This is a genomic window from Spirulina subsalsa CS-330 (genome assembly GCF_028330765.1).
GTDB lineage: Bacteria > Cyanobacteriota > Cyanobacteriia > Cyanobacteriales > Spirulinaceae > Spirulina > Spirulina subsalsa_A.
Map to the genome: position 1 here is coordinate 23,409 of NZ_JAQMTY010000145.1, position 24,831 is coordinate 48,239.

Here is a 24,831-nt window from a genome sequence, read left to right on the forward strand (position 1 = left end):
GGCTAGAGAGAGCGATCTGAGAAAGTAATCTTAAACCCGCTCTATCCCTTGCCAATCCTTGCGTTTTGATTATTCAATCCTATAGCAATCAACAGTGGCATTAGGACAGGCAAGGGGCTTAAGCCCCTTGTTCCAGAGTCTCTGAATGTCCTAACCGCTCTGGCTAGTGCTGTATTTTTGAGCGGCTTGGCTTGTGCATTGTTTCGCAGCCAGATGATCAACTGGACTAACCCCAGAAACTTAGCAGGAACTCCCTTGGTCATAACCTACAACAAGAGCAGAAAACCAAGCTTAATGCTTGATTCGCTCTAGATGATTCACAACAACTGACCTCACTCTGCAATACACAGGAGATTCCATAAATGATTAACTTCAAACGCTGGCAAGCCACAACCGCTTTGATCATGACCTTGGGGATGAACGCCACTGCGATCGCACCCATTTTCGTCGCCCCGATGATTGCCTCCTCCGCTGCCCCCGCTTTGGCCCAAGCCACCCGCTTTCCCGATGTCCCCAGCAACCACTGGGCGAAAGACTACATCAATGCGTTGGTGGCTCAAAATGTATTGGCCGGTTTTCCCGATGGCACCTTCCGCCCCGATGCACCCGTGACCCGGGCGCAATACTCCTCCATGGTGCAAGCGGTGTACAGCAAAACGAAGATTCGCAACGCCATCAATTTTGCTGATGTGCCCAGCAGCCATTGGGCCGCCGGTTCGATTCGGACATCCTACGAAATGGGGTTCCTCTCTGGCTATCCTGGTAATATTTTCCGCCCTGAGCAAAACATTCCCCGCGAACAAGTCCTCGTTTCCCTCGCCAACGGGTTGAACTATAGCTCGAATGCCCCGGTCAACCAAGTGCTCAATTACTACGTGGACAACGGCTCGATTTCTAACTTCGCTCAGTCAGCAGTGGCGGCGGCAACGGAAGAACGGATGGTGGTGAACTATCCCAGCATCAACCGGTTGAATCCAACCCGCAATGCGACCCGCGCCGAAGTTGCTGCGTTCCTCTATCAAGCCATGGTGAGCGAAGGCCGAGTGGCAGCGATTAATTCGCCCTACATTGCCAATGCCACCCCGATCGCAACGGAATACCGCATTCCGGCTGGAACGACGATTCCCGTCAGCTACATGAAGGACAAAATCCTCTTGATGCCTGATGAAACCCTGCCGGTCACCTTTGCCGTGCGCACCAATATCACCACCCAAGACGGTCGGGTTCTGATTCCGGCCGGGAGCCAGGTGAAGGGTGAACTGCGCCCCGCCGGGGACGACGCGACCCAGTTTGTGGCCGAGGAGTTGATCTATCCCGATGGCTCAAAGCGACCCTTTGCCGCCACCTCTAGCCCGATCACCGAAACCGAAACGGTACGCCGGGGCACGAATACCGGGGATCTGCTGAAAAATGCGGCGTTAGGGACTGCCGCTGCTGCTGCGATCGCTGCCGTCACGGGTGACCGGGCGATCGCCACCGAAGAACTGCTGATCGGAGCGGGAGCCGGTGCAGTGTTGACCTTGATCCAAAACTTCCTCGGTCGTAACAGTGTGGATCTCTTGGTGGTGGAACCGGAAACCAACTTGAACCTCACCTTAGATGATGACTTTGTGGCCCCGGTGCAATAGTCGCCGCTGCATCACCTGAGTGGGACTGTTTTCCCCTCAAGGTCTTGCCAAGGTTTGCCTTAATCTAGCTTCTCAACGCTCACCAGAATTAATGGGTCTGAAGCCCCGCCCTTCCAGGGCGGCTTTTCTCGTCCAAATTTCTTTTCTCGTCCAATTTATTGATCCAGTTTTCTCTGTCTATGGTATCATGCCAGTATTAAAACTTAATGTTTTGGCGGCTGGGCAAGCCGACCTGAATGGACAGGCGTTAAGCAGTGTTAGACCCCGATCTGGGGCAGTTTCTTGTCTGTCTACCCGTCAGGAGTCTGCTTAATGTAGGCAGACTGGGAATCCCCGTGCCTTTAGGCCGGGGAGGATGTCAAAATGCAGATCCGCTGTGGTCTGTATTGTTTTATTGTTTGGGGGGTTATTGGTTGGGGAGTGCGATCGCAGGAAAAAAAGCCAAACACCTCCATTTTGTTGCGTCATAATGAAACTATCGATATTGTGATCGCCCGTGGTACAAGCACCTTCTCAACCCGACACCCAATATCCCGACTCCGACGGCAAACCCATGGCAGACAATACCAAGCAGTATCAATGGATTGTACGTCTTGTGGAAAATCTCAAATGCCTCTTGCAAGATCAAACCGCCTTTGTAGCTGGCGATCTGCTCTGGTATCCTGTCCAGGCTAAAGGGGGTAAAACGCCGTCCGGTCAAGCTCCCGATGCCATGGTGGTCTTGGGTCGTCCCGCCGGAGACAGAGGCAGTTACAAACAATGGGAAGAGGATGATATTGCCCCCCAAGTGGTCTTTGAGATCATCTCACCCAGCAACACCGCGACCGAGATGGTGGCTAAACAACATTTCTATGCCCAGCATGGTGTATTGGAAATGTATTTTTATGACCCCGATTCCTACGATTTTTGGGGACTGACTCGCGACAACAGAGAAGCAGGATTTAATCCAGTCTTGATGCTGAATTTGCCGTGGGTTTCGCCACTGTTGCAGATTCGGTTTGAACTGTTTGAGGATGGCTTAGCGGTGTTTTATCCCAATGGTGAACCGTTTAAAACCTTCACCGAATTAGCCAATGAGCGCAACCAATTAGCCAATGAACGGGATAAAGCGTTTGCTAAGTTAAAAGAATTGGGAATTGATCCCGATACCTTGTGAATTTGAGTTGTTTGACGCTGATCACCCCATCCAGCATTTCAACAATTGTCAATCTTTGATCTGTTGAAATAGATGGAATCCCCGTGCGTTCACGCCGGAGCGGATGTCAAAGTAAAAACCGCAACAGCGAACCAAAGCCTCCCAATAGGTTTAAGAGTTGAATTCCTAACCCGCTGCCGCCGCCGGAGCCTTGGCGTTTATTCACTTCCTCGATTAACCCTGTGGCGATCGCTTGGCCCCCTTCGTCCTCTTGGCGTTCAAATAAGGCGGCGGCGATTTGGGCATCTTGAATCGCACCGGCTTCATCGGTGAGGCGGAGACGGACGAGGGCGCGACCAAGATAGGCAGGGGCGAAGTCTTGTTTTAAATTCAGGGCTTGGTTATAGTTGGCGATCGCATCGACATAGTTACGTTGATTCGCTGCCACGATCCCCAAGGCGTAATACTGTTCCGCTGTCTCTAGGGTGCGCGGCAACCCGATCGCCCCTTCCGTCCAGGCCAAATCTAACCGCGTTCCCCAAAGATTCGTATTCACCAAATAAGCCTGCCGCAAATCCGTTCCCGCCAAATTCGCCCCCAACAGGGTCGCCCCCAACAGATTCGCGCTGTGGAGTGATGCACCACTGAGATCCGCCCCGGTTAAGTCCGCTCCGGCTAAGTTCGCTTGGCTGAGGTTGGCAAACCGTAAATCTGCCCCCCGCAGATCCGCCCCTTCTAAATCCGCCAATACCAACCCAGCCCGACTCAGATCACATTGCACACAATCCCCCGTCGCCAGCAGTTGGCTGGTGTGGTTGAGGTTTTCCGCCAGCAGAGGAGCGGCGAACAGGGTGGAGATGAGGCCAGTGGCGATCAGGGTTTTCTGCATGAGACCAAAAAGTGCAACGATGTTTCTATTCTACTGACTTGTTTTCAAAGACCTAGGGATCATGGTTGACTCTGCTCCGTTTCGCTTTCCGCCGCCGCTCCAACCCGGCGATCGCCTCTGTGCGATCGCCCCCAGCGGCGCACTCAACGAAATCGCACGGCTGCAAGATGGTCTGGCCCTCTGGCAGGCGCGGGGTTATCGGGTGGATCTGGGGCCCCATTGGGATAGTCGCTATAGCTATCTAGCAGGCGACGATGCCCAGCGCCGCGAGGCCCTGCGTCAGGCCTGGGAAAACCCGGACTATCAAGGCGTGCTCTGTATTCGGGGCGGCTACGGCAGCGCCAGACTGTTAGAAGAGTGGCAGTGGCCCAAGGGGCATAAGTGGCTGATCGGGTTTTCGGATATTACGGGGCTGTTGTGGAGTTTGGCGCGGCGTAGATTGGGGGCGGTGCATGGGCCCGTGTTGACCTCTGTGGGAAAGGAGCCGGATTGGTCGGTGCAGCGGTTGATTGATTGTGTGGAAGGGCGGCCCTTGGGGCCGTTGCAGGGGGAGGGCTGGGGAAATGGGGTGGCGATCGGGACGTTATTGCCCGCGAATTTAGCCGTGGCGACAAATCTCCTGTTTACCCCGGTTCAACCGGATCTAGAGGGGGTGATTTTGGCCTGGGAGGATGTGACGGAAGCGCCCTATCGTTTGGATCGGATGATTACTCAGTGGCGGCTGAGCGGGGCGTTGCAGGGCGTGCGGGGGATTGCGTTGGGGCAGTTTACGGATTGTGCGGGCAATCCGGGGACTTGGCCGGTGCTGGAGATGTTGCGCGATCGCCTCGCCGATTTGAACATCCCGATTGTTGCCAATCTGCCCTTTGGTCATGTATCCGGGAATGCGGCGTTACCCGTGGGCGTGCGCGTAGAATTGGACAGCGATCGCGGCTCGTTGATCATTTTGGATTAGATTCCGCCTCCCACGGAAGATCAAAATGGATTCCCCTCGCCCTGCGGGAGAGGGGCGAGGGGTGAGGGCCAGGCCGCGCTTCATACCCACCAACAAGCCAGAGGAAAGAGCAGATATTCCAGGAAAAACAGCAGCCAAATGAATTGATAAAAGCGGGCGATTTCGGGCTTTTGGTCTAAATTAACGCCGCGACTGCGCCAGAGCAGGGCAATGGCGAGGGCGGTATGAGTGGCGATCATCACCGCCCCATTGATTCCCGGTATTCCCAACAGACCCACCCCGATCATCGCCCCATAGCAAGCGACAATTAACCCGCAGCAAATCCGAAACACCGCCCGTTTTCCTAGCAAAATCGTGACGGTTTGGATGCGATATTGGCGATCGCCGTCTAGATCCGGCACATCTTTAAATAGGGCGATCGCGATCGTAAACCAGAGGATAAACCCCGTCAGCACCCACACCGGCCCCGGAATGCCTCCCGTTTCACCTTGAAAATAGCGATACAGCCCCACATTCACCACCACCCCCCGCACCGTGAGAATGCACAGGGCTGCCCAGAGGGAAAACCGTTTGAGGCGAATCGGCGGCAACGAGTAGGCTGTGCCGATCAGCAGACTGATCCCGACGGTGAACAGGAGCCAAGGATGGGTGAGGGCGAGGGCGATCGCCCCAATCCCCGCCGTGATCACAATGCCGCGACCTTGGGCGGGGGAAAAGACACCAGAGGCGAGGGGTAACTGGGGTTTATTAATCCGGTCAATCTCGATGTCTTCGAGTTGGTTTAAGCCGACGATGTAAATATTCCCCCCCAGACAGGCCACCCAGGCGATCGCCATCGTTAACGGCGATACCGCTGCCGTCGGGGCTTGAGCCAGGGCGATCGCGGCTAGGGCCACCACACTTAAACTCGTGCCAATAATCGTATGGGGGCGGGAAAATTGCCACAGGGCTTTCGCGGTTTGCGGGAGGGGCGATCGCGACCACTGCTCAAAAAACTGGGGTGTCATACCGTTACATCAACTCACGTCTGCATTGTTCATCGTAACGAGACGCGCCGCCGGACATCGCAGGATGGCGCAAATCCCTAGGAGTTGTGCCGCTGATTTCCTTTAAACCGTAGATATTCCGCCCCGCAGGCCACCGCTCCCGATGCCAAAATCAGCAGCACACTGAGGGCATTAATATCGGGTTTAACCCCGGTGCGAATCCGACTAAAAATCTCCATCGGCAGGGTCGTTGCTCCTGTTCCCGCTGTGAAGCTCGCGATCAAGAAATCATCCATGCTGAGGATAAACGAGAGCAGGCAACCCGCGAGAATAGCGGGGGCGAGTTCCGGTAACAGCACTTTAAAAAAGGCTTCCAGCGGGGTTGCACCCAGGTCTAACGCGGCTTCTTCGAGGTGGGGGTCAAGGGTCGTTAAACGGGAGGAGACGACGATCGCCACGTAGGACAGGCAAAACACCACATGGGCCGCCACAATCGTCCAGAGGCTGAGTTGAATCCCCAACACCGCCAGAAAAATGAGGGTAGAGACAGCGATCGCAATATCCGGCACAATCAGCGGCAAATAGGCCACCCCCCGATAGAGCGACTTGCCCCAAAAGCGATACTTCGCCAAGCCCAGCGCCATCAGCGTCCCGAAAATGGCCGCGATCGCCACAGATGCGATCGCCACCGTCAGACTATTCTCCAACGCCCGGACAATCCGCCCATCCTGAAACAGCTTCCGATACCAGCGCCAAGAAAACCCCGTCCAACCCGCACTATAGGCCGACTCATTGACGCTATAGACCGCCAAAACTGCGATCGGCAAATACATATAAAAAAACATCAACGCCGCAAACAGACCTTGCCACGACACCCGCCAAGGACGCGAATCAGAACGGCTCATAGTCCCTTGATCACTTCCCCTTCGTTTGGAAATAGACTTCCATCACCTTCGCCACCATGGGCCCAGCCACTTTACCGCCCCCACCGCCGGAATGCTCCGCAAAGGCCACCACCACAATTTCCGGATTCTCATAGGGTGCAAACCCACCAAACCAAGCATGGGACTCACCCGGCGGCGCTTCCGCCGTACCACTTTTCCCCGCAGCAGAGGGAACCGTCGGAATATTCAAGGCATTCCCCGTCCCCGCTGTCACCACCGCCCGCAAACCTTCGCGCAGCACTTGCAGCGTCGTCGGCTTCAACTCCATAGACGTAGTCGGCTTCGGCGGCTGATCCGGATCTTGGAACAAATGCGGCGTGACCCGATAGCCCCCATTCGCCGGTACCGCAAACATCACCGCCACTTGCAGCGGTGTCGCCTGGGTGAACCCTTGACCAATAGACATATTCACCGTATCCCCGGCCGTCCATTCCCAATCAAACTGTTCCCGCTTCCAGGCATCATCGGCAATCAGCCCCGCCGTTTCCGATTTCAATTCAATCCCCGTCGGTTTACCAAACCCATAACGACGCGCCCAATCAATTAACACCGGCCCGCCCACACCACGACCAATCTGACCATGGAACGTATTACTACTCCAGGCCATCGCCCGCACATAGCCCATGGGGCCAAATCCAGCCCGGTTCCATTCCCCGAACGCCGTTCCCCCGACCCGGAGATAGGCAAACGTTGGCAACACCGTATCCGGCGGATATTTCCCCGACTCCATCCCCGCCGTAGCCGTCACCACCTTAAACGTCGAAGCCGGTGGGAAACCGCGCAACGTCCGATTCACAAAGGGATTCCCCTCGCCTTGGAGTTCGGCCCATTGTTCTTCTGTGATCCGCCCGGAGAAAATATTAGGGTCAAAGGTCGGATAGCTAGCCATGGCAAGCACAGCACCATCTTTCGGGTTGATAGCAACGATCGCACCCTTGCGCTTACCCAGCGCCGCCTCCGCCGCCCTTTGCAAATCAAGGTCAAGGGTGAGTTGAACATCACGGCCTGCTTTCGCCGGTTTTTGTCCCAAAATTTGAACGGCCTGCCCCGATCCATCTACTTCCACCTGTTGGCCGCCCCATTCCCCCCGTAGTTCATCTTCGAGGGCTTCTTCAACGCCCATTTGCCCCACAATATCCCCTAACCGATAGCCACGGGGCGCTCGTTCCTTCAGTTCTTCGGCATTGAGTTCGCCAGTATAGCCCAGGACGTGGGAGGCTAACTTTTGATTGGGATAGTCCCGCACATGCTCAATATCCACATCAACCCCTTGCAGATCACCGCTGTATTCTTGAATCGCTGTGATTTGCTCAGGGGTCAGGTCTCGACCGACCCGAATTCGGGTGGGAGAGTTGTAGCCCGCCGCTTCAACGGGATCACGAATTTCAGCTTCCGGGAGGTTTAAGATTTGGGACAACCGCTGCACCGTGAGATCCCAGGTTTCGTATTTTTGGGCCAGCGGCCAGATGTAGGCCGAATGGGTAAGGCGACTACTGGCTAAAATTCGGCCTTTGCGATCAAAAATTGTGCCGCGCACGGGTTGACGGGGCACAACGCGAATGCGGTTATTTTCGGCGAGTTCTTTGTTGCGTTCGCCTTCTACCAGTTGGAGGTATGCCAGTCGCGAACCAATACCGCCGAGCAACGTCAGGCTGATCAGGAGCATGATGAAAACCGATTGGTAGCTCAGACCGACGGTTCTGGGGGTCTGTTTTCGTCCAACTTTAGACGTGGGTTGTAGCGCAGTGGGATGAATGGCTCGCATTATTTAGATTAACCGTTCAAGGGATGGATAGCGGAGAACCAATACTAAAGAGGTATTGGAAATTCGTCGCCTAGAATGACACCCCGCAGATTGACCTGCCTGTGGTATAGGTTTGGGCCTAAACTGGCTTAGCTTTCGCATGATCTCGCCATGAATTGAACCTATATTAACCTCTGATTGAGTAATTTGTAGCATGGCTTGGGGTGAGATTAGTCAGAGGATGACGGCAATCGGCCGATTGCCAGGACAGGGGAGGGGGACTCATTCTGTCGGAGGTTTGATCACTCTACGATCGCTATTACGATCACTATATTTTGCCATCAGCATAAATTTGGCTCGTGATGACAATGTACGGCATCCATTGGGGATAACTCTGCGCTAGGGCGTTAATCGTTCCTAGGGTTGGGGTTTCCCGCTGTTCTTGCCCAAGGCTCAGGGTTACCGAGGGAGACCGCTCACGGGTCTCGATGGGGCCAAGGTTCAGCGGGTTAGTATCCAGTGCCACGGTTTACCCTTCAGCTTCGGTGGATGCGAGGGGTTGTTCGGGGGGGAGGGTGGGCGCATCGTCGCTTTTGTCTTTGGACAGAAGGTTAATGATGGATGCTTTTTCTAGGAGTCCGAGGACGCTATTTTGCTCATCAACGACGACAAAGGTGGTGTTAGGTTGTTTTTCCAGTTGTTTAACGACGGTTAGGAGGGATTGCTGGGCAGGAATGGTGAGGGGTAAGGTTTCGGTGTTGAGGAGGGTGTACAGGGATGTTTCCGTCCATTGGGAGGTGGGGATGGTTTTGAGGCTTTCGGGGTTAAGGGTTCCGAGTAGTTTGCCGTCGGCATTGGTCAGGATGAATTGTGAGTGTTGGGGTTGACCGATGATGTAGTTGTTGACGAATTCCCGAACGTTCATGCTCACTGGGGCGACGGGGCTGTGGGGGGCGATCGCATCCTGAGCCGTGAGGTGGTCTAACTTATCCTGTACCTGGGCCGATTGGGCGGACATCCCGGCGTTTTGCAGTAAGAATAAGCCGATGAAGGTCGTCCACAAGCTCCCGATCGGGCTAATGCCGAGGACGGCGAGAATCCCGATCACCACGGCTAACCAACCAAACACTTGACCCACACGACTGGCATAGAGCAGGCCTTTGTTGGGGTTGCCGGTGATTTTCCAAATGATCGCCCGGAGGATATTCCCCCCGTCCAAGGGCAAGCCAGGGATGAGGTTAAACAGGGCTAGGACTAGATTAATGGGGGCGAGGAACGACAGGACAGCCAGCACCGGCAGGGGAAGGCCAATGTTCGCGCTACCAATGCCGGCAAAGAGAATAAACAGGGCAATACTGACTAGGGGGCCAGCGATCGCGATCGCCAAGGATTGCCAAGGCTTTTCCGCATCTTTTTCGAGGAGAGCTAACCCACCAAAAATAAAGAGGGTAATCGACTTCACCGTAATCCCTTGGGACATGGCCACCAGACTATGACCCAGTTCGTGGGCCAAGACGGAGGCAAACAGGAGCAGCACCGTCACCAGCCCCAAGAGCAGCGAGGCAAAGCCATTAAATTGCGGCAGAGAAAGGGCAAACTCTTGCCCAAACCAAAAGGTTCCCAAGGCTAAAATCAAAAACCAAGAGGGGTTAATAAAAAAGGGAATGCCAAATAACTGACCAACGCGAATATTGCCGTTCATGAATGTTCCTCGTATCCTCGGACAACTGCTACAAGAATTGCAGCGCCCCCCTATTGTATCGAGGGCCGGTCAGGGGGAATTGACCCCAAAGGTGAGGTTTTCCGACTTGTTTACCCAAAAATGGAAAATCTTCCGGTGTTGAACCGGGTGGAACGGAACCAACATCCGGAAGATTGATGCCTACGTTTTGAGGGGCGAAAATTCCCTAGCGGGTCTTTTCAGCCCAAACGCGAGTCGGCAGGCCCCAGATGTAAATAAACCCTTCGGCAGCCTTGTGATCGAATTGATCATCGGCGGTGTAGGTGGCTAGATCCGGCGAGTAGATCGAGAGGTCGGAACGACGACCCACAATGCTGGCACTGCCCTTGAACAGCTTGACCCGCACCACCCCAGACACTCGCTCCTGGGTTTGTTTGACAAAGGCATCAAGGGCTGTTTTTAAGGGGCTGTACCACAGACCTTGATAGACCAAGTTGGTGTAGGTCTGTTCGATGGTTTGCTTGTATTGGGTGACATCTGCCGTCAGGGTCAGGCTTTCGAGGTCGCGGTGAGCTTGGATCAACACCAACAGGGCGGGTGCTTCATAGATTTCCCGTGATTTGATCCCGACGACTCGGTTTTCGACCATGTCAATCCGGCCGATGCCGTGGCCCCCGACGCGATCATTCAGTTCGGTGATCAGTGCGATCGGGCCGAGGGCGCGACCGTCGAGACTAACGGGAATGCCTTGCTCAAAGCCAATTTCTACATAGTCCGGCTCGTTGGGGGTATCTGCGATCGCTTGGGTCATCGCAAAAATTTCTTCCGGGGGTTCCACCATCGGATCTTCGAGGGGGCCCGCTTCGATGCTGCGCCCGAGGAGGTTGCGATCGATGCTGAAGGGCGAGGATTTTTTCACCGGGGAGGGAATACCGAACTTTTCCCCGTAGGCGATCGTTTCTTCCCGGCTCATGCCCCATTCCCGGGCCGGAGCGAGCACCTTCAAGGACGGATTCAGCGCCGCAATCCCCACATCAAACCGGACTTGATCATTGCCTTTCCCAGTACAGCCGTGGGCCACCGCATCCGCGCCATATTTTTCCGCCGCTTCCACCAGCATTTTGGCGATCATGGGCCGAGCTAAGGCCGTGGAGAGCGGGTAGCGACTTTCATAGAGAGCATTAGCTTGAATTGACGGAAAGGCGTAGTCCGTCACAAATCGTTCTTTGCCATCAATGACGAGCGACTCCGACGCACCAGAGTCCAACGCCTTTTTTTGAATGGGGCCAAGTTCATCGCCTTGACCGAGATCAGCAGCGAGGGTGATCACCTCTTTTACGCCCCATTCTTCTTTCAGATATGGAATACAAACAGAGGTATCTACACCTCCAGAGTAGGCAAGGATAACTTTATCTGCGCGACCCATGATTTTTCCCCCACGAGGATTTTGACCGAGGAGTCATTTTACGCAAGGCATCCGGGAAAGTCAAAGTGATGTCAAGATTCTCTCACTCTTGGACTGGAGTGGGGGGTGGTTTGATCACCGTGGGAATGGCGGCGAGGATGGCTGAGGCGATCGCCTCTGGCGAATCCTCCGGTTGGGGTTGAATATGCAGATCCGCTTGGGCGTAGCGATCGCACCGCGCCGCGTGCAACGTTGTCAACTGCGACAGCCGATCCTGCCCCCCCAACAGCGGACGACTCGTATCCTGGCTCTGCTCTAAACGGGCTGCAATCACCTCTAGCGGCGGATCAAGCCAGATCACCAACCCCTCCCGCAGATAGCCCCAGTTTTTCGAGGCCAGCACCGCCCCCCCACCCGTCGCAATCACACTTTGGTTATAGGCACAGACCTGCTCCAAAACCTGGGTTTCCAGCCTGCGGAAATACCCTTCCCCCGCCGTCGCAAACAGGTCAGAAATCGTCTGATTCGTCACCTGCTCAATCAAAACATCCGTATCGAAAAAACGGTAATTAATCTGACGAGACAACAGTCGGCCCACCGTGCTTTTGCCGCTTCCCATCATGCCAACGAGAAAGAGACTGAGTCGTTTTAACATTAAGTTCTGCGTCATTTTATGAATGCAATTGAGGACAAAAGGAGGCTGAATTAAAAGATGTATCGGCATTGATACAAACCCCACAGGGAATAGCTAAATCCGTTAGGGTGAGGAAGAGAGTTAGAGAATCTAAAGAAAAGATTAAAGAATGTAACCATTCTGACCGCTAGCTCCGGAATGCCTATGGCATAATACCCCTATTGCACTCAAATGGTAGGTCCATATGACTCCTGCAATGCTTCGACAGCTCTGGTCTTTGGTTGAAAATGCTCAATCCACGACCATCCTAAATCAGGACGATTCGAGTCTTGTTCAATGGCTTTTAGCCCGCCTCAGTGAACAATGTTCCCTAGCCGCTGAAGACGTTGAACTCGTGAGCCATTATATTCGGTCTCGCACCCCACTCATTCGAGAAATTGCAGCAGCCCAGGGCTAATATCCCAACTGTGAGGTGAAGCCCAAGGCGATCGCCAAGATCGTAAAAATTCCCTGCCCTCCGCCCAGTCCCATTCAGCCCGAAAAACCGATTGACAGGATCTAGATTGTCGAAATCTCGCCCACATCTGACACCGTATATCCCACCCCACAAGCATTCTCCCCATCATCCCAAGGGATGTGCTGATCGCAGCGATCAGCACATCCCCCAGGAGTCTGGATGACCCAAAATACGCCTCATCCCGAGGACTGAAATTTTCCAGCAGGATTCAGTATCTCGTCACTTTTGATACCGAATTTCTGGAAATGCAGCCCCTAACCTCACATCTGGGGTGACAAACTTAATTTTTATTTTGTAAAAAAAGACACACCAACATTACAGATAATCACGAAGTGTATATACTTGTTTAGTGTAAATTCTTAGCCTTCGTGGTGTGATTGTCATGCGTAAATGGAATTCGTTATTTTTGTCTTTGCTTTTAATGGGATCTTTGGCCGCCTGTGCCACACCGCCTGAGCCCGCAGCAGACGGTGAAGAGGGTGGCGCAGAAGGTACCGAGTCCGTGGCTAGTTCGAGTCGATTGGACACGGTTAAAGAGCGCGGCACCTTGATCTGCGGCGTTGATGGTGGGATTCCGGGGTTTAGCTTTGTGGATGAAGCCGGTGACTACTCAGGGCTAGACGTAGATATCTGTAAAGCTGTGGCTGCTGCGGTGCTGGGTGATCCCGAAGCCGTTGAATATCGTCGTTTGGATTCCACGGAACGTTTTACCGCTCTGGCGGGGGGTGAAGTGGATATGCTGTCCCGGAATACGACCTGGACGATTAGCCGTGATACCTCTGTAGGTCTGGAATTCGCTCCGACGACCTTCTACGACGGTCAAGGCATGATGGTGCGGGCTGACAGTGGGATCGAAAGCCTCGAAGACTTTGACGGCCGCTCCGTCTGTGTGGAAGCGGGGACGACGACTGAACTGAACCTCACGGACAAGATGCGGAAAGCGGGGGTTGACCCGGAAGTGAAAACCTTCCAACAAGCTGATCCGGCCTATGCTGCCTATGATGATGAGCTTTGTGATGGGTTTACGTCGGACAAGTCCCAGTTGATCGCCCGTCGAACCACGCTTTCTAACCCGGAAGATCATGTGTTGCTTGATGTCACGATGTCGAAAGAACCCCTTGGCCCTGTGACGATTAATAATGATTCGACTTGGTTTGATGTGGTGAAGTGGGTGACCTTCGGCTTGATTGAAGCGGAAGAATTCGGGATCACCTCTGAGAACGTCGAAGAAATGGCGAACAGTGAAGACCCCAACATCAGCCGCTTCTTGGGGGGTGAAGGGGATCTTGGTGAAGGCATTGGTTTAGACAATGACTTCATGGTGAATGTGATTTCGGCGGTGGGGAACTACGGTGAAGTCTATGAGCGGAACTTGGGTTCTGAGTCTCAATTTAATTTGGAACGGGGCTTGAATACTCTCTGGACGGAAGGGGGCTTACTCTATGCTCCTCCCTTCCGGTAGGGTGTGATGTCTATCTAAATGAGGAGGGGGGCGAGTCTGCCCGGCTTCCTTGATTGTTGTTACTTCGGTTTTGCATCATGACCCAATCTCCAGAGCATCAGGTTCCCCTTTGGCGCGATGACCGTTTCTGGAAAATCGCCCTGCAAGTTTTAGCGGTGGTGGTGGTGGTGGCGATCGCCTCACTGCTGATCTACAACCTCAATATCAACATGCAGCGGGCGGGCTTAGAATTCGGTTTCGAGTTCCTCGATAACCAAGCCTCCTTTGATATTCTCGATAGTGTCGCCCCTTACAACGTTCCGGAAGAAACCTATAGCAGCATTTTCCCCTACAGTCCGACGGATAGTTATGGGCGCGTGCTGCAAGCGGGCTTGGTCAATTCCCTGATCATGATGGTCTGTGGGATTGTGTTCACCACCATTGTGGGGATTATCGTCGGCGTTCTTCAGTTTTCCAACAATTGGCTGCTCCAAAAAGGCAGTCAGCTTTATATCGAAATCATTCGCAATACCCCGTTGCTGCTGCAACTCTTTTTCTGGTATTCGGCAGTCTTTTCTCAACTCCCCCGACCGGGTGATCGCCTGGAGTTGGTGGGTGCGCTCTATGCTAGTAAACGCGGGATTTTCATGCCCTGGCCTGCTACGTCACCGCTGATGTGGGTGAGTTTGGCTGCGTTGATTGTGGGGACGATTGGCCTGATTGTGCTGTGGAAATGGCGCGTTTACTTGATGGTGGAGCAGGGTCGTCCCGGCAAAGCTCAACTCTATGGTCTGATTGGGGTGGCGATCGCAATGATCGTCATTTTTTGTGTTGGCCTCGGTTGGGCGTTCCCCCAAGAACTCACCCTCGATCCGAGTCAATTTGAAGCGCGGGATCTCGAAAACTTCACCGCATGTGTGGCCGAAACCTACCAAGTCTCATCCTTGGCCCCTCCCCTCGGTGACGAAGCGATCGCCACCTATCCCAAATGCCTCCAAACCGGGAATTTTGAATATGGGTTGCGGTTATCCCTGGAATTTTCGGCGCTGCTGGTGGGCTTAGTGCTCTATACCGCTGCGTTTATCGCGGAGATTGTCCGCGCCGGGATTCAATCGGTGGTGAAAGGACAGTGGGAAGCGTCGAGTGCTCTGGGCATTCATCCCAACCTCACAATGCGTCTGGTGGTCTTTCCCCAAGCCTTGCGGGTGATCATTCCCCCGTTGAATAGCCAGTATCAAAACTTGGCGAAAAACTCCAGCTTAGGGGCGGCGATCGCCTACGCCGAACTCTACAACGTCGCCAACACCACCTACAACCAATCCGGACGACCCATTGACGTAATGCTGATCATTTCGGTCACCTATCTTGCGATCAACATGGTCATCTCCTTATCCATGAACGCCTTTAACCGTGCGGTTCAAATCAAGGAACGATAAACCTCGGATGGGTTCTTTGTGAACCCCCATCCCTCGTTCTTCTTTGTCGTCTATCCAACGGATTTAAACCCCAATATGACTGCCCATACTCCCACTAGTCCCGCTCTCCCCCCACCCGACGTACGCCCCACACCCGCCAATTGGGTGAAGCAAAATCTCCTCACCCCGTGGTACAACGCGGCGATCACCGTTATCGTCGGCGGCGGCTTTCTCTGGTTAGCCTATGGATTTCTCCTGTGGGTCTTTACCCAGGCACAATGGCAAGTGATTCCGGCCAACCTAGCGATTTTTACCGCTGGCCGCTATCCCGATGAAAGCTACTGGCGGCTCTGGGTTGCGGTGGGCATTATCGTCACCCTCGCTGGGATTTCCTGGGGGGTTGTGGCGCGGAATGTGACGCTGTTTAGCCGCAATGTGTTGATTGGTTTAGGGGTGGCAGCGGTGATCTGCTTTATCCTCCCGATTCCGGTAGTGCCGTGGCGATCGCTCGTCGTCTTCATGCTCGTTCTCCTCGCCGCCACCGCCTGGATCGGACAGCAACTCGGCAAAAAAGTCCCCAAACTCGGACAATACACCACCTTTGCCTGGCTCGGTTCATTTTTTGTCTATCTCTGGCTGATCAGTGGCAATCTCGGCCTCGAACCCGTCAAAACCAATGAATGGGGCGGTGTTGTGCTGACGGTCTTCATGGCGGTGGTTAGCATTGCCATCTGTTTTCCCTTTGGGGTGACCTTGGCCCTGGGGCGACAAAGTGACCTGCCTGTGGTGCGGTTATTTTCGGTACTCTATATCGAGATCGTGCGGGGGATTCCGCTCATTGCCATCCTCTTCATGGGTCAGGTGATTATCCCGCTCTTTTTACCCGAAGGGATGCGACCCGACCGGGTGTTACGGGCGATCGTCGGGTTGACGCTCTTTAGTTCGGCCTATCTAGCAGAGAACGTGCGCGGCGGTTTGCAATCCATTCCCAAGGGTCAAGAGGAAGCCGCCAAAGCTCTAGGTCTCAATTCCCCCCTGACGGTTTCATTAATTGTGCTACCCCAAGCCGTCAAGGCGGTGATCCCGGCGGTGGTCGGTCAATTTATTAGCCTATTCCAAGACACCACCCTCCTCTCGATTGTGGGCTTAGAAGAACTCTTGGGGATGAGTCGCTCGATTTTGGCGAACCCTAGTTTTATTGGTCGCTATTCCGAGGTGTATTTATTCGTGGGGCTGTTGTATTGGATTTTCTGCTACGCGATGTCCTTGGGCAGTCGGTATGTGGAGAAAAAGCTCAATACGGGGCATTAAGGATTTAGGGGGTGACTGGGGGAAATTTCCGGAGCGATCGCACCCTAAACCCTGAGCCGCCAATGGTAGGATGAAACGATAGCCATTTTTAATCGACAAGAAGCACAACATACGGAGAGCAGCATGGTTGAATATCTTTTATTGGGGATTGTCATCGGTCTAGTGCCCGTGACCCTGGCCGGTCTATTTGTGGCCGCATACACGCAATACAAGCGCGACGATCAAGCGATCAGCTAAGGCTGCATCATTTCAGGTCGCTGCGGGGTGAAGGATAGCAAAGTCCTTCACCCCTTTGTTTTGGCGAATTAACTCCTCACCTGATTTGCATGGCAATTTTCAATACTTTTGTATTCAAAAAATCTCATAGGCTGCAACAGTTCGATATTCTCCACAAGAACAAAACTCAGTCAACGGGCACAATTAAACTAATCTTTAGATTGGCTTTCCCATCCTGTGAATTATATTGAGTCAATACTCTCAATAGTTACGTTCATTTCTGTACTATGAATGACTCTAGCAATCTTCAACCGTCTGGCGTTCCTGAATCGTCTTTGCCCCCGCTCAACAATGCCCAGGATCTGATCAATGCGTTTTATGGTCTGAGTAATGCTGGGGATCAGGTGGAGTTGTTTTTTGCGGTGGCGGAATCGCGTCCGGGTAATGCGTTCCCGTGGTTTGTGACGATTCTCAAAAATCGAGCAGAGCCACCGTTACGGGCTTTGGCATTGCAGGGGTTGGGGCATATTACCGATGAGCCAACACGGGCGGATATTACGTCGGGGCAGTCGGATTACAGTATTGCGCTGTTGCATTTGTTGGCGGAAGAGATTCGGGGGAGTAAGGCGCAGAGTAATGATTTGACGCGCTGGGCAGCGGCTTGGGCGATCGAGCAGTTACGGTTTTCGCGGGATTTGTTGGCTCATGTGGAGGGGGGCGCGTTAACAGAACCACCGGAGCGGATTCGGCGGGAGATTGTTGATCGCAAGTTAGATGAAATGGAGCGGGTGGATCGGCTCAATAGTCGAGGAAATTTCACGGCAGATTATGAGCGACATTTGGAGTTTTGGTTGTATGCCGGAGATGCAACGGTCGAGTTTTTGAACGACAAGAGCACGAATCGGCGTTTTCTGGAGGTTGCAGGCGATATCATCAATCTGCTATTTGTCCGGGGTATTTTGTTAGGAGTTGAATCGCCTAACCGAGATATCCAGAAGATTGCACTGGAGTTTGCCAAGCAACGGTTTACAACCAGCGAGGCGATCGAGCAACGGTTATATGAGTCTCTAAAAGGGTTTTTAACTGAGGCTTATAACGATGAAATTGAGTTGCGACGCATGGCAGCACAAGTTGTTATACAAGCAGGTGATTGGCTTGATCGCAGTCATTGGGCAAAGGCAGCAATTATTTGTGAACAGTGGGATCAGGTACGACAAGTTGGAGAAGTTGCTGTTCCAACATTGGAACAGGTCATATGGAAAGTTTTGAGGCTTTCTGATAATAGATATGCTCAAAAGAGCAACCTAGATTATCAGGATATTGCGATTGCACTGCTTTCTGACATTTCATTTAAATCTTTGGAAGACAAGGTTTTCAATCTTGTCAAGATATTATTGCATCCTGATGAGCGTTCTCGTGAAACTGTTGCGAGAACCTTAGAAATCTATGAAGACAAAGTTGAAGATTTGGAATCAGGAGCATTTTCTATTGTTGAAATCATACTATTCAAATTATCCAATTTTAACGAATCAGAGTTCAATAACTTCACCATACAGCAACTGTCTGACTTAGTTGCGCGTTTAAATAAGCAGATAGGAAATTTTGACCATATAGTAGGCACTGCCACTTTCGCATCACAGAAATTAGGCAAAAAATTTGAATTGAGTAGTTCTGAGATTAAAGCTCATTTGAATAAAATAGGAAATAATCAATTATCTAATAATGAAGAGAACATTGAAAAAATTAAATCTTTATCTGCAAAGATCAGTGATCTTCAACAAAGAATATACAATAATCAAACTCTGCTTAGAAAATCACTAGATCTTATCAAAGGTCGTTCAAGATTCAGTGTTTTCGTTGATTCGAGATTTGTAATTGAAGTGACCAGCTTTGCTATTGAACAACTTTCATCATCAACATATAACGAGTGCATGCAAGAATCCACTAAGTTAAATGACTTAAAGTTTAGTGTCATCCAACATATGGAAGGAATTTTTGAAAAGCAAAGAAAACAGAAAAATTCAAGTGATTCAAGTGGATGTTTAGGATGCTTAGGAGTCATAGCATTATTGATTTTCCTATCTAATCTTATTGGGGTTTTAGGGACTGAATTGGGACTATTTACATTTGCAGCAATAGTTATTTTAATATATTACATCTACCAGTACGTAAATGACTTATCAAGCTTCAAGAAAATCGTTAATGACTTGAAACAGCAATGGTCATAGATCATGAGTTACAGAAGTAGGACGGGCAGTGCCTACCACGAAAGAATAAATCTTCTATAGCTGGATCAATCAACTTTATTATCGTAGGATGAACGAAAGAATTACGCTCGATAGCGTCATTGAATTAACCAAAATTCATGCCCAACATAGAAAGAATCTAACTCCATTTTCTTGCTGAAGTGGATAGAGGGATTACCAAATGAATGATATCCAACTACCGCTCACCTTAATTGATGCCCTGCGCGACCTGATTACCCAAGCTCGTCAACAGGCCACCCGCAGCGTCAACACCATCCAAGTCCAAACCTATTGGCAGATTGGTCGGCATATCGTCGAATTTGAACAAGGTGGAGAAGCACGAGCAACCTACGGAAAACACCTGATCACCCAACTATCCAAAGTCCTCACCGCCGAATTTGGTAAAGGCTTCGATGCTTCCAACCTGCGCTATATGCGCCTGTTTTATCAGAATTTTCCAAACTGTGACGCACTGCGTCACGAATTGAGTTGGACTCACTACCGCCTGCTTCTGCGCGTCGAAACTTCAGAAGTCCGCCTGTGGTATATGCAAGAAGCCGCAGCCCAGAACTGGAGTACCCGCGTTTTAGAGCGGCAGATTAGCACCCTTTACTATGAACGCTTGCTGGCTAACCCCGACCCAGAGCAATCCCCCACCGAACCTCAGCCAAACTCATCAGCCCCCCGTAACTTTGTCCGCGATCCAGTGATTCTGGAATTTCTGGGACTCCCCGATACCGGCAGACTTCTCGAAGCAGACCTAGAACAGGCACTGATGGATAAACTGCAACAGTTCCTGCTAGAACTAGGCAAAGGTTTCGCTTTTGTTGCCCGTCAACAGCGCATCAGCACCGAAACCCAAGACTTCTACATTGACCTGGTGTTTTACAACTACCTGCTCAAATGCTTTGTGCTGATTGACCTCAAAACCGGACACCTGAGCCACCAAGATATTGGTCAAATGGATATGTACGTGCGGATGTATGATGATCTCCGTCGGGGCGAAGACGACAACCCCACGGTGGGGATTCTGCTCTGTGGCAGCAAAGATAAATCAGTGGTGCGCTACTCTGTATTACATGAAAGTCAGCAACTCTTCGCCAGCAAATACCGTTTAGTCCTGCCCAGTGAAGAGGAACTACGCCAGGAAATCGAACGGGAACGCGCCGAAATTGACGAATACCAGTCTCTAAAACGTCAGCAGTAGATGCCAACCGGGCAGACCCTCCAGAACTCATGAACCGTAAATCTTGGAAGCTCGAACAAACCCAAACTGCAAGCACGGGGCCAACCGTCAAGCTCACCGACCTGCTGACTGTGTTTTTGCAGACAGAGGTGGCGCTCTCCCTGCGCTACAGCAACCGTCCGAACCAAACCACCCTGCACCTCAACAGCCATGAGGAAGCGATCGCGCCCCTCGCAACCCTCCTGACTCACTCGCCTCTTCTCCATACCTATCAACTCACCGAAATCCCTCACCCAGATTTGCACTGGGTCAACGCGATCGGTCAACTCACCAAACCTGAAAGTTTTATCGAACCGCAAAACTATTACATTCCCCACCCGTTCCAAGCCCAGCGCACCCCGAATCTTGCCCCCCTGCTTGACCTGCTCTCCCGTCTTAACGGTCAATGTTGCCTAGAAATTACCATTCAGCGAGAGACCCAAGATTCGTCCCCTTGGCGTAATGCGATCGCCCAAATCCTTACCCAGCTTGAAGCAGTTCGGAAGCAAAGCAACGACTACAGCGATCCGTTACTGAAACAAACCCTCGATACCTACCGTTATTACCAACAACATTACGCCCACACACCGCTGCTGCGCTTCCAGTTCAAAGCCCTTGCTGAACATCATAGTGAGGCTAATTTGGTGCTCAGTGAGTTAGCCAGAAGTGCCATTGTGAATCAATCTCCACCTTGCCAGCCTCTTTTGATTGATCGAAGTCATGCCCTGTTTTCGAGTTGCTTAGGGGCTAGTCAGCATCTTGCATTGTGTGATGCGATCGCATCTGAGGGATGGCAGCGATCGTTTACCCAATTGGCAATTAAAGAGGCGATTCAACCTCCCCGTCGAGGCTTAGACATCTTTGATGATGGTTCTTTGAGCTTTGGAAGCTTAACAACCCCTAAGCCTGCCCCCAAACCAATGCCCAGGTTAGGTACAGCCAGCGGTGGCAGCTTGGTTAGAACCGGGGAATCAGCCCTTGCGCCATTAACAAATGCCAGTAATACACCCCGAATGCGCGATCTTCAGCCCCTGCGCGATCTGGCCACCGCCGAAGAACTGAATCCATTCTGCTCGATAGTTGCCCCCGTACCATCTGCGGCTTCACTACCAGAGTGTTTCACCTTGACCGACCTCATTGCCCAACAGGGTCACTTAATCACAGCCGATCAGTATATTGTTGGACTCACACCCCAAGGTCGGCTCGTAACTTCATCCTGGTCAGACATTCCCCATCGCATCGTAGCCGGTATCACCGGAACCGGAAAAACCAACTTTCTCAAGTCGGTCATTTACCAATTCCTCCATGCCAATCCTCAGCGCCAACTTCATGTTGCAGACTTTCAAGCCGGGATGCATTATCAACTCATTGCTGACTTTCAACCCAGCTTGAATCTGGTAACGGAATTAGAAGCATTTGCCGAACTGCTAGGGACACTTTGGGTAGAACATGAAAACCGTCGGAATTTAATGCGAGAAAATCGGGTAACGAGCCTCGATCGCCTCAACGCAAAACTCCCTGAACCCAAACAGCGTATTTTACTGATCATCGATGAAGCGTTTTTTATCCTCAATGCCGATCGTAAAACCAAAGCTGAAATTGACAAGCATTTAACCGCTCTAGCAGCCCAAAGCCGAGTGAGTGGTATTCACATTATCTATTGCAGCCAACGACCCACATCTGATGTTATTCCTCGCCAAATCTCCGATAATATGGATGAGCGAGTTATTTTTCCTGTCCAATCTGGAGCTAGTGTGATGTTGCTAGACGATGAAGCGGCCGCCAGTCTACCCCGAAAACCAAAAGGTCGCGCTATTTATCGAGGTCTTAACCCAAATCTTCAGTTGGTAGCGACTCCCTATGTCTCTGATGAAATCTGGGAAAATTGAAATTTTCTTGCTTACTATTAATTGCGGAGGTTAATGATGTCTCTTAGTGATCAAGTCGCTGAATTTCAAGCCACGATGGATCGGATTACAGATATGGTAGAGGAATCCCGTGCCTTAGCTGGCCAAATTCCTGAACTTTCCATTTCTGAATCTCCTGCTAAGGTCAGAATTATTTTTGAAATGTGTGAAGATAGTGTCAGTGAACTTAAAAAAGCGATTAATCAAGCTGAAGGTATTCAACAGACTTTAGGACGGTTTTAGCCATGAGTACTTCCAGTATTAAAGCTCATTGTGATGAACTTGATCAAACCTTTCGCCAGCTTGTTGAACATATTGAGGAAGTAGAGAAACTGACTCACCAACTAACAGACCAAACCTTAGAAGGTGCGGATCGTTCTCTAGATGTCATCATTGAAGAATGTCAACAAAGTATTCGCCAAGTTGAGCATAATTTAGCTCTCCTGGAAAGCCTCTGGCGAACTTTAGGTCGTACTGATCAGCTTGCCAATCCCGGTTTATTGAAACGGCTTGCTAAACAATTTTCAAATACAGTAACAATTGCAGGTATTGCTGTTTCAATTGTTAGTAATTTAGCAGGATCTACAAATGCGAACTATAACAGAAATGACCACTTATCTGATAGCCATTCAATGATTAGTGAAAATAATGTTAAAAAGCGAGAGGATCAGTTAGACCAAGACACAATTGCTCGGAATCAATCCACTAGCTCTCAATAAAATATTATGTTCGGATTGTAGACCTGAGCTTGGAATGCAGTTCAATCAAGAGTTTCAAGAGCGATAAAACACGATCGCACTGTTGCCGTAGGTTTTGGAGCGATCGCACGTCAGCCCCGCGATCTCCGTCGGTTGCCATTGGCGCGGGCTATATTCCACCGCCATTTCACCGCCTGGGGCGAGGAGGTGATGGGCGGCGATCGCGCTTAACACCGGTTGATAGAGTTCACCGGCATAGGGCGGGTCAAAATAAATACAGTCAAACTGACGGCCGGCGAGCTTGGCCAGCATCACCACCACATCACCGCGCAAAATTTTAATCTGCTGCTCCGGTTGAGCCAGGGTTTGCCAATTGTCACGAATCACGCTGTAGGCCCTGCCCCATTTTTCAATCCCTGTCACCGTAGCCGCGCCCCGACACAGGGCCTCCGCCCCCATTGCCCCCGACCCGGCGCAGAGGTCAAGCCAATCACAGCCGGAGATGCGATCGCGCCACATTTGAAAAATGGCTTCTCGAACTCGGCTTGGTGTGGGGCGCACCGTTTGGCCGGGGAGGGTTTTAATCCGGCGATTACCATAGATGCGCATCGGTTTGCCTCACTCCATCCCTAACTCCAGTGAACCAATTGCCGCTCACGGAGCACCCGCTGACAGACCAACTCTGTTTGTTTCGCCAAGCGCCGCCAATGAAACTTATGGTTGAGATCTTCATAGGCATTTTTAGCCAACATTGCGCCATAGTCCGGATGTTTCAGCACATCTAAAATCCCCCAGGCGAGGGAATCGGGGTTATTGGTTTGGGTGACAACCCCCGTCTTGCCATGCTCCACCACCTCCGGCAGGCCGCAGGTATCCGACACCACCACCGGCACTCGCGCCGCAAAACTTTCTAAGACCACAATGCCAAAGGGTTCATACAAACTGGGGAACACGGCACAGTCGGCAATCACCTGAAATCGGTTTAACTCCTGTTCCGGCATAAACCCGGTAAATAGGCATTTATGGCCGATGCCCAGGTTCCACGCTTGTTCTTTGAGGTGATCCACATTGCCGCCGCCGATAATGACAATCTTGGCGTTGCCGTTCATCTCGGCAATCACGCGGGGTGCAGCGGCGATCAACACGGAGATCCCTTTTTCATAGCTCATGCGGCCGAGATAATAGACAATTTTCTCCGTGTTGAGGGCAAAGCGATCGCGGAAGGCACTGTAGTTAAAGTTGGGATCGAGATTCTTTTTGGCGGCGCGGATGCCGTTGTAAATGATGTCGAGTTTGTTCGGGGGGGTGTGAAAGGCGATTTGCAGTTCGCGTTTCATATGTTCAGTGCAGACAATGACGCGCCAGGCTTCGTGGGACAGTTGCACCTCTTTGCTGTGGATATAGCTTTGGGTGGGGGTGTAGATGCCGTTGTAGCGGCCGTATTCCGTGGCGTGGATGGTGGCGAGGAGGGGGAGTTTAAAGCGATGTTTGAGGGCGATCGCTGCATCCCCCACGAGCCAATCATGGGCATGGATCAGGTCAAAATCCCCCATGGCGGCGATTAGCTCTCCCCCATATTTCCCCATGCTCTCGTTCATGTTGACGACCCAATGGAAAAAATCATTACCATAGGCCACCGCCACCCGATGCAGATGGATACCGTCTACTACCTCCTGCTGGGGTGTTTTGCCAAATTCGACGGTAATCAGGTGAATCTCGTGGCCCAAGGCCACTAATTCGGGATACAACTCAGCGACATGACGCGCAATCCCACCAATGATACGGGGCGGAAACTCCCAAGCTAGAACAAGAATTTTCATTGAAATTGATTGGATGGATGCCGCTTTCGGTGGA

General features: G+C 51.9%; 23 protein-coding genes. 13 read left to right on the top strand and 10 right to left on the bottom strand.

The window, feature by feature from the left end; all coding sequences use genetic code 11:
• Positions 1 to 362: 362 nt before the first annotated feature.
• A complete protein-coding gene (locus PN477_RS09725; protein WP_272119971.1) occupies positions 363 to 1,628 on the top strand; it encodes an S-layer homology domain-containing protein in 1,266 nt (421 codons plus the stop codon).
• Between the two features lie 496 nt (positions 1,629 to 2,124).
• Positions 2,125 to 2,784: a Uma2 family endonuclease gene (locus PN477_RS09730; RefSeq protein ID WP_272119972.1), complete on the top strand. Its 660-nt coding sequence runs from the start codon at positions 2,125 to 2,127 to the stop codon at positions 2,782 to 2,784.
• A gap of 106 nt (positions 2,785 to 2,890) precedes the next feature.
• Here the strand turns inward: PN477_RS09730 and PN477_RS09735 are convergent, their stop codons facing one another.
• On the bottom strand, positions 2,891 to 3,652 hold the full coding sequence (locus tag PN477_RS09735) for a pentapeptide repeat-containing protein (protein WP_272119973.1): 762 nt from the start codon (positions 3,650 to 3,652) through the stop codon (positions 2,891 to 2,893).
• Between the two features lie 61 nt (positions 3,653 to 3,713).
• Between PN477_RS09735 and PN477_RS09740 the strand changes: the two genes are divergently transcribed.
• Positions 3,714 to 4,607: a S66 peptidase family protein gene (locus tag PN477_RS09740; RefSeq protein WP_272119974.1), complete on the top strand. Its 894-nt coding sequence runs from the start codon at positions 3,714 to 3,716 to the stop codon at positions 4,605 to 4,607.
• A gap of 80 nt (positions 4,608 to 4,687) precedes the next feature.
• Here the strand turns inward: PN477_RS09740 and PN477_RS09745 are convergent, their stop codons facing one another.
• The 7 genes from PN477_RS09745 to PN477_RS09775 all read right to left on the bottom strand — a co-directional run bounded on the left by PN477_RS09745 (position 4,688) and on the right by PN477_RS09775 (position 12,046).
• Positions 4,688 to 5,614, bottom strand: a complete 927-nt coding sequence (locus PN477_RS09745; RefSeq protein ID WP_272119975.1) for a homogentisate phytyltransferase — start codon at positions 5,612 to 5,614, stop codon at positions 4,688 to 4,690.
• A 77-nt stretch (positions 5,615 to 5,691) separates the two neighbouring features.
• Positions 5,692 to 6,498: an ABC transporter permease gene (locus PN477_RS09750; RefSeq protein WP_272119976.1), complete on the bottom strand. Its 807-nt coding sequence runs from the start codon at positions 6,496 to 6,498 to the stop codon at positions 5,692 to 5,694.
• 10 nt (positions 6,499 to 6,508) lie between these two features.
• Entirely contained in the window at positions 6,509 to 8,302 is a 1,794-nt protein-coding gene (gene mrdA / locus PN477_RS09755) for a penicillin-binding protein 2 (RefSeq protein WP_417158785.1), read from the bottom strand.
• A gap of 307 nt (positions 8,303 to 8,609) precedes the next feature.
• Positions 8,610 to 8,807, bottom strand: a complete 198-nt coding sequence (locus PN477_RS09760; RefSeq protein ID WP_272119978.1) for a hypothetical protein — start codon at positions 8,805 to 8,807, stop codon at positions 8,610 to 8,612.
• 3 nt (positions 8,808 to 8,810) lie between these two features.
• On the bottom strand, positions 8,811 to 9,983 hold the full coding sequence (locus PN477_RS09765) for a site-2 protease family protein (protein WP_272119979.1): 1,173 nt from the start codon (positions 9,981 to 9,983) through the stop codon (positions 8,811 to 8,813).
• Between the two features lie 205 nt (positions 9,984 to 10,188).
• Complete coding sequence (locus PN477_RS09770) at positions 10,189 to 11,388, bottom strand: argininosuccinate synthase (RefSeq protein ID WP_272119980.1); 1,200 nt, start codon at positions 11,386 to 11,388, stop codon at positions 10,189 to 10,191.
• An 82-nt stretch (positions 11,389 to 11,470) separates the two neighbouring features.
• Positions 11,471 to 12,046, bottom strand: coding sequence for a shikimate kinase (locus PN477_RS09775; RefSeq protein WP_417158788.1), 576 nt, complete (start codon positions 12,044 to 12,046; stop codon positions 11,471 to 11,473).
• 211 nt (positions 12,047 to 12,257) lie between these two features.
• Here PN477_RS09775 and PN477_RS09780 point away from each other — a divergent pair, with 211 nt between their 5' ends.
• The 10 genes from PN477_RS09780 (at position 12,258) to PN477_RS09825 (ending at position 22,998) form a co-directional block, all read left to right on the top strand.
• Complete coding sequence (locus tag PN477_RS09780) at positions 12,258 to 12,458, top strand: hypothetical protein (RefSeq protein ID WP_272119982.1); 201 nt, start codon at positions 12,258 to 12,260, stop codon at positions 12,456 to 12,458.
• A 442-nt stretch (positions 12,459 to 12,900) separates the two neighbouring features.
• A complete protein-coding gene (locus PN477_RS09785; RefSeq protein ID WP_417158786.1) occupies positions 12,901 to 13,980 on the top strand; it encodes an amino acid ABC transporter substrate-binding protein in 1,080 nt (359 codons plus the stop codon).
• 77 nt (positions 13,981 to 14,057) lie between these two features.
• Positions 14,058 to 15,395 (top strand): amino acid ABC transporter permease, encoded by a 1,338-nt coding sequence (locus PN477_RS09790; RefSeq protein WP_272119985.1) that lies wholly within the window; start codon positions 14,058 to 14,060, stop codon positions 15,393 to 15,395.
• A gap of 75 nt (positions 15,396 to 15,470) precedes the next feature.
• Positions 15,471 to 16,685, top strand: a complete 1,215-nt coding sequence (locus tag PN477_RS09795) for an amino acid ABC transporter permease (protein ID WP_272119986.1) — start codon at positions 15,471 to 15,473, stop codon at positions 16,683 to 16,685.
• Positions 16,686 to 16,808: 123 nt separating this feature from the next.
• A complete protein-coding gene (petG, locus tag PN477_RS09800; protein ID WP_272119987.1) occupies positions 16,809 to 16,922 on the top strand; it encodes a cytochrome b6-f complex subunit V in 114 nt (37 codons plus the stop codon).
• A 266-nt stretch (positions 16,923 to 17,188) separates the two neighbouring features.
• A complete protein-coding gene (locus tag PN477_RS09805) occupies positions 17,189 to 19,129 on the top strand; it encodes a HEAT repeat domain-containing protein (protein WP_272119988.1) in 1,941 nt (646 codons plus the stop codon).
• A 199-nt stretch (positions 19,130 to 19,328) separates the two neighbouring features.
• Entirely contained in the window at positions 19,329 to 20,354 is a 1,026-nt protein-coding gene (locus tag PN477_RS09810) for a PDDEXK nuclease domain-containing protein (RefSeq protein WP_272119989.1), read from the top strand.
• A gap of 29 nt (positions 20,355 to 20,383) precedes the next feature.
• Positions 20,384 to 22,261 carry an FtsK/SpoIIIE domain-containing protein gene (locus PN477_RS09815; RefSeq protein WP_272119990.1) on the top strand — a complete coding sequence of 626 codons (1,878 nt, stop codon included), beginning with the start codon at positions 20,384 to 20,386 and terminating at the stop codon, positions 22,259 to 22,261.
• A gap of 33 nt (positions 22,262 to 22,294) precedes the next feature.
• Positions 22,295 to 22,522: a hypothetical protein gene (locus PN477_RS09820; RefSeq protein WP_272119991.1), complete on the top strand. Its 228-nt coding sequence runs from the start codon at positions 22,295 to 22,297 to the stop codon at positions 22,520 to 22,522.
• Between the two features lie 2 nt (positions 22,523 to 22,524).
• Positions 22,525 to 22,998, top strand: coding sequence for a hypothetical protein (locus tag PN477_RS09825; RefSeq protein ID WP_272119992.1), 474 nt, complete (start codon positions 22,525 to 22,527; stop codon positions 22,996 to 22,998).
• A 54-nt stretch (positions 22,999 to 23,052) separates the two neighbouring features.
• On the opposite strand, the gene rsmD is transcribed toward PN477_RS09825, so the two are convergent.
• Together rsmD and PN477_RS09835 are read right to left on the bottom strand one after the other, a co-directional pair.
• Positions 23,053 to 23,586: a 16S rRNA (guanine(966)-N(2))-methyltransferase RsmD gene (gene rsmD / locus PN477_RS09830; RefSeq protein WP_272119993.1), complete on the bottom strand. Its 534-nt coding sequence runs from the start codon at positions 23,584 to 23,586 to the stop codon at positions 23,053 to 23,055.
• Between the two features lie 20 nt (positions 23,587 to 23,606).
• Positions 23,607 to 24,797, bottom strand: a complete 1,191-nt coding sequence (locus PN477_RS09835) for a glycosyltransferase family 4 protein (protein ID WP_272119994.1) — start codon at positions 24,795 to 24,797, stop codon at positions 23,607 to 23,609.
• Between the last annotated feature and the right edge of the window lie 34 nt (positions 24,798 to 24,831).

Excerpts from the sequence above, each read along its gene's own strand:
- PN477_RS09725 (WP_272119971.1), top strand. The coding sequence starts at position 363 with ATGATTAACTTCAAACGCTGGCAAGCCACAACCGCTTTGATCATGACC.
- PN477_RS09735 (WP_272119973.1), bottom strand. The coding sequence starts at position 3,652 with ATGCAGAAAACCCTGATCGCCACTGGCCTCATCTCCACCCTGTTCGCC.
- PN477_RS09740 (WP_272119974.1), top strand. The coding sequence starts at position 3,714 with ATGGTTGACTCTGCTCCGTTTCGCTTTCCGCCGCCGCTCCAACCCGGC.
- PN477_RS09745 (WP_272119975.1), bottom strand. The coding sequence starts at position 5,614 with ATGACACCCCAGTTTTTTGAGCAGTGGTCGCGATCGCCCCTCCCGCAA.
- PN477_RS09750 (WP_272119976.1), bottom strand. The coding sequence starts at position 6,498 with ATGAGCCGTTCTGATTCGCGTCCTTGGCGGGTGTCGTGGCAAGGTCTG.
- mrdA (WP_417158785.1), bottom strand. The coding sequence starts at position 8,302 with ATGCGAGCCATTCATCCCACTGCGCTACAACCCACGTCTAAAGTTGGA.
- PN477_RS09765 (WP_272119979.1), bottom strand. The coding sequence starts at position 9,983 with ATGAACGGCAATATTCGCGTTGGTCAGTTATTTGGCATTCCCTTTTTT.
- PN477_RS09770 (WP_272119980.1), bottom strand. The coding sequence starts at position 11,388 with ATGGGTCGCGCAGATAAAGTTATCCTTGCCTACTCTGGAGGTGTAGAT.
- PN477_RS09780 (WP_272119982.1), top strand. The coding sequence starts at position 12,258 with ATGCTTCGACAGCTCTGGTCTTTGGTTGAAAATGCTCAATCCACGACC.
- PN477_RS09785 (WP_417158786.1), top strand. The coding sequence starts at position 12,901 with ATGCGTAAATGGAATTCGTTATTTTTGTCTTTGCTTTTAATGGGATCT.
- PN477_RS09790 (WP_272119985.1), top strand. The coding sequence starts at position 14,058 with ATGACCCAATCTCCAGAGCATCAGGTTCCCCTTTGGCGCGATGACCGT.
- PN477_RS09795 (WP_272119986.1), top strand. The coding sequence starts at position 15,471 with ATGACTGCCCATACTCCCACTAGTCCCGCTCTCCCCCCACCCGACGTA.
- petG (WP_272119987.1), top strand. The coding sequence starts at position 16,809 with ATGGTTGAATATCTTTTATTGGGGATTGTCATCGGTCTAGTGCCCGTG.
- PN477_RS09805 (WP_272119988.1), top strand. The coding sequence starts at position 17,189 with ATGAATGACTCTAGCAATCTTCAACCGTCTGGCGTTCCTGAATCGTCT.
- PN477_RS09810 (WP_272119989.1), top strand. The coding sequence starts at position 19,329 with ATGAATGATATCCAACTACCGCTCACCTTAATTGATGCCCTGCGCGAC.
- PN477_RS09815 (WP_272119990.1), top strand. The coding sequence starts at position 20,384 with ATGAACCGTAAATCTTGGAAGCTCGAACAAACCCAAACTGCAAGCACG.
- PN477_RS09820 (WP_272119991.1), top strand. The coding sequence starts at position 22,295 with ATGATGTCTCTTAGTGATCAAGTCGCTGAATTTCAAGCCACGATGGAT.
- PN477_RS09825 (WP_272119992.1), top strand. The coding sequence starts at position 22,525 with ATGAGTACTTCCAGTATTAAAGCTCATTGTGATGAACTTGATCAAACC.
- rsmD (WP_272119993.1), bottom strand. The coding sequence starts at position 23,586 with ATGCGCATCTATGGTAATCGCCGGATTAAAACCCTCCCCGGCCAAACG.
- PN477_RS09835 (WP_272119994.1), bottom strand. The coding sequence starts at position 24,797 with ATGAAAATTCTTGTTCTAGCTTGGGAGTTTCCGCCCCGTATCATTGGT.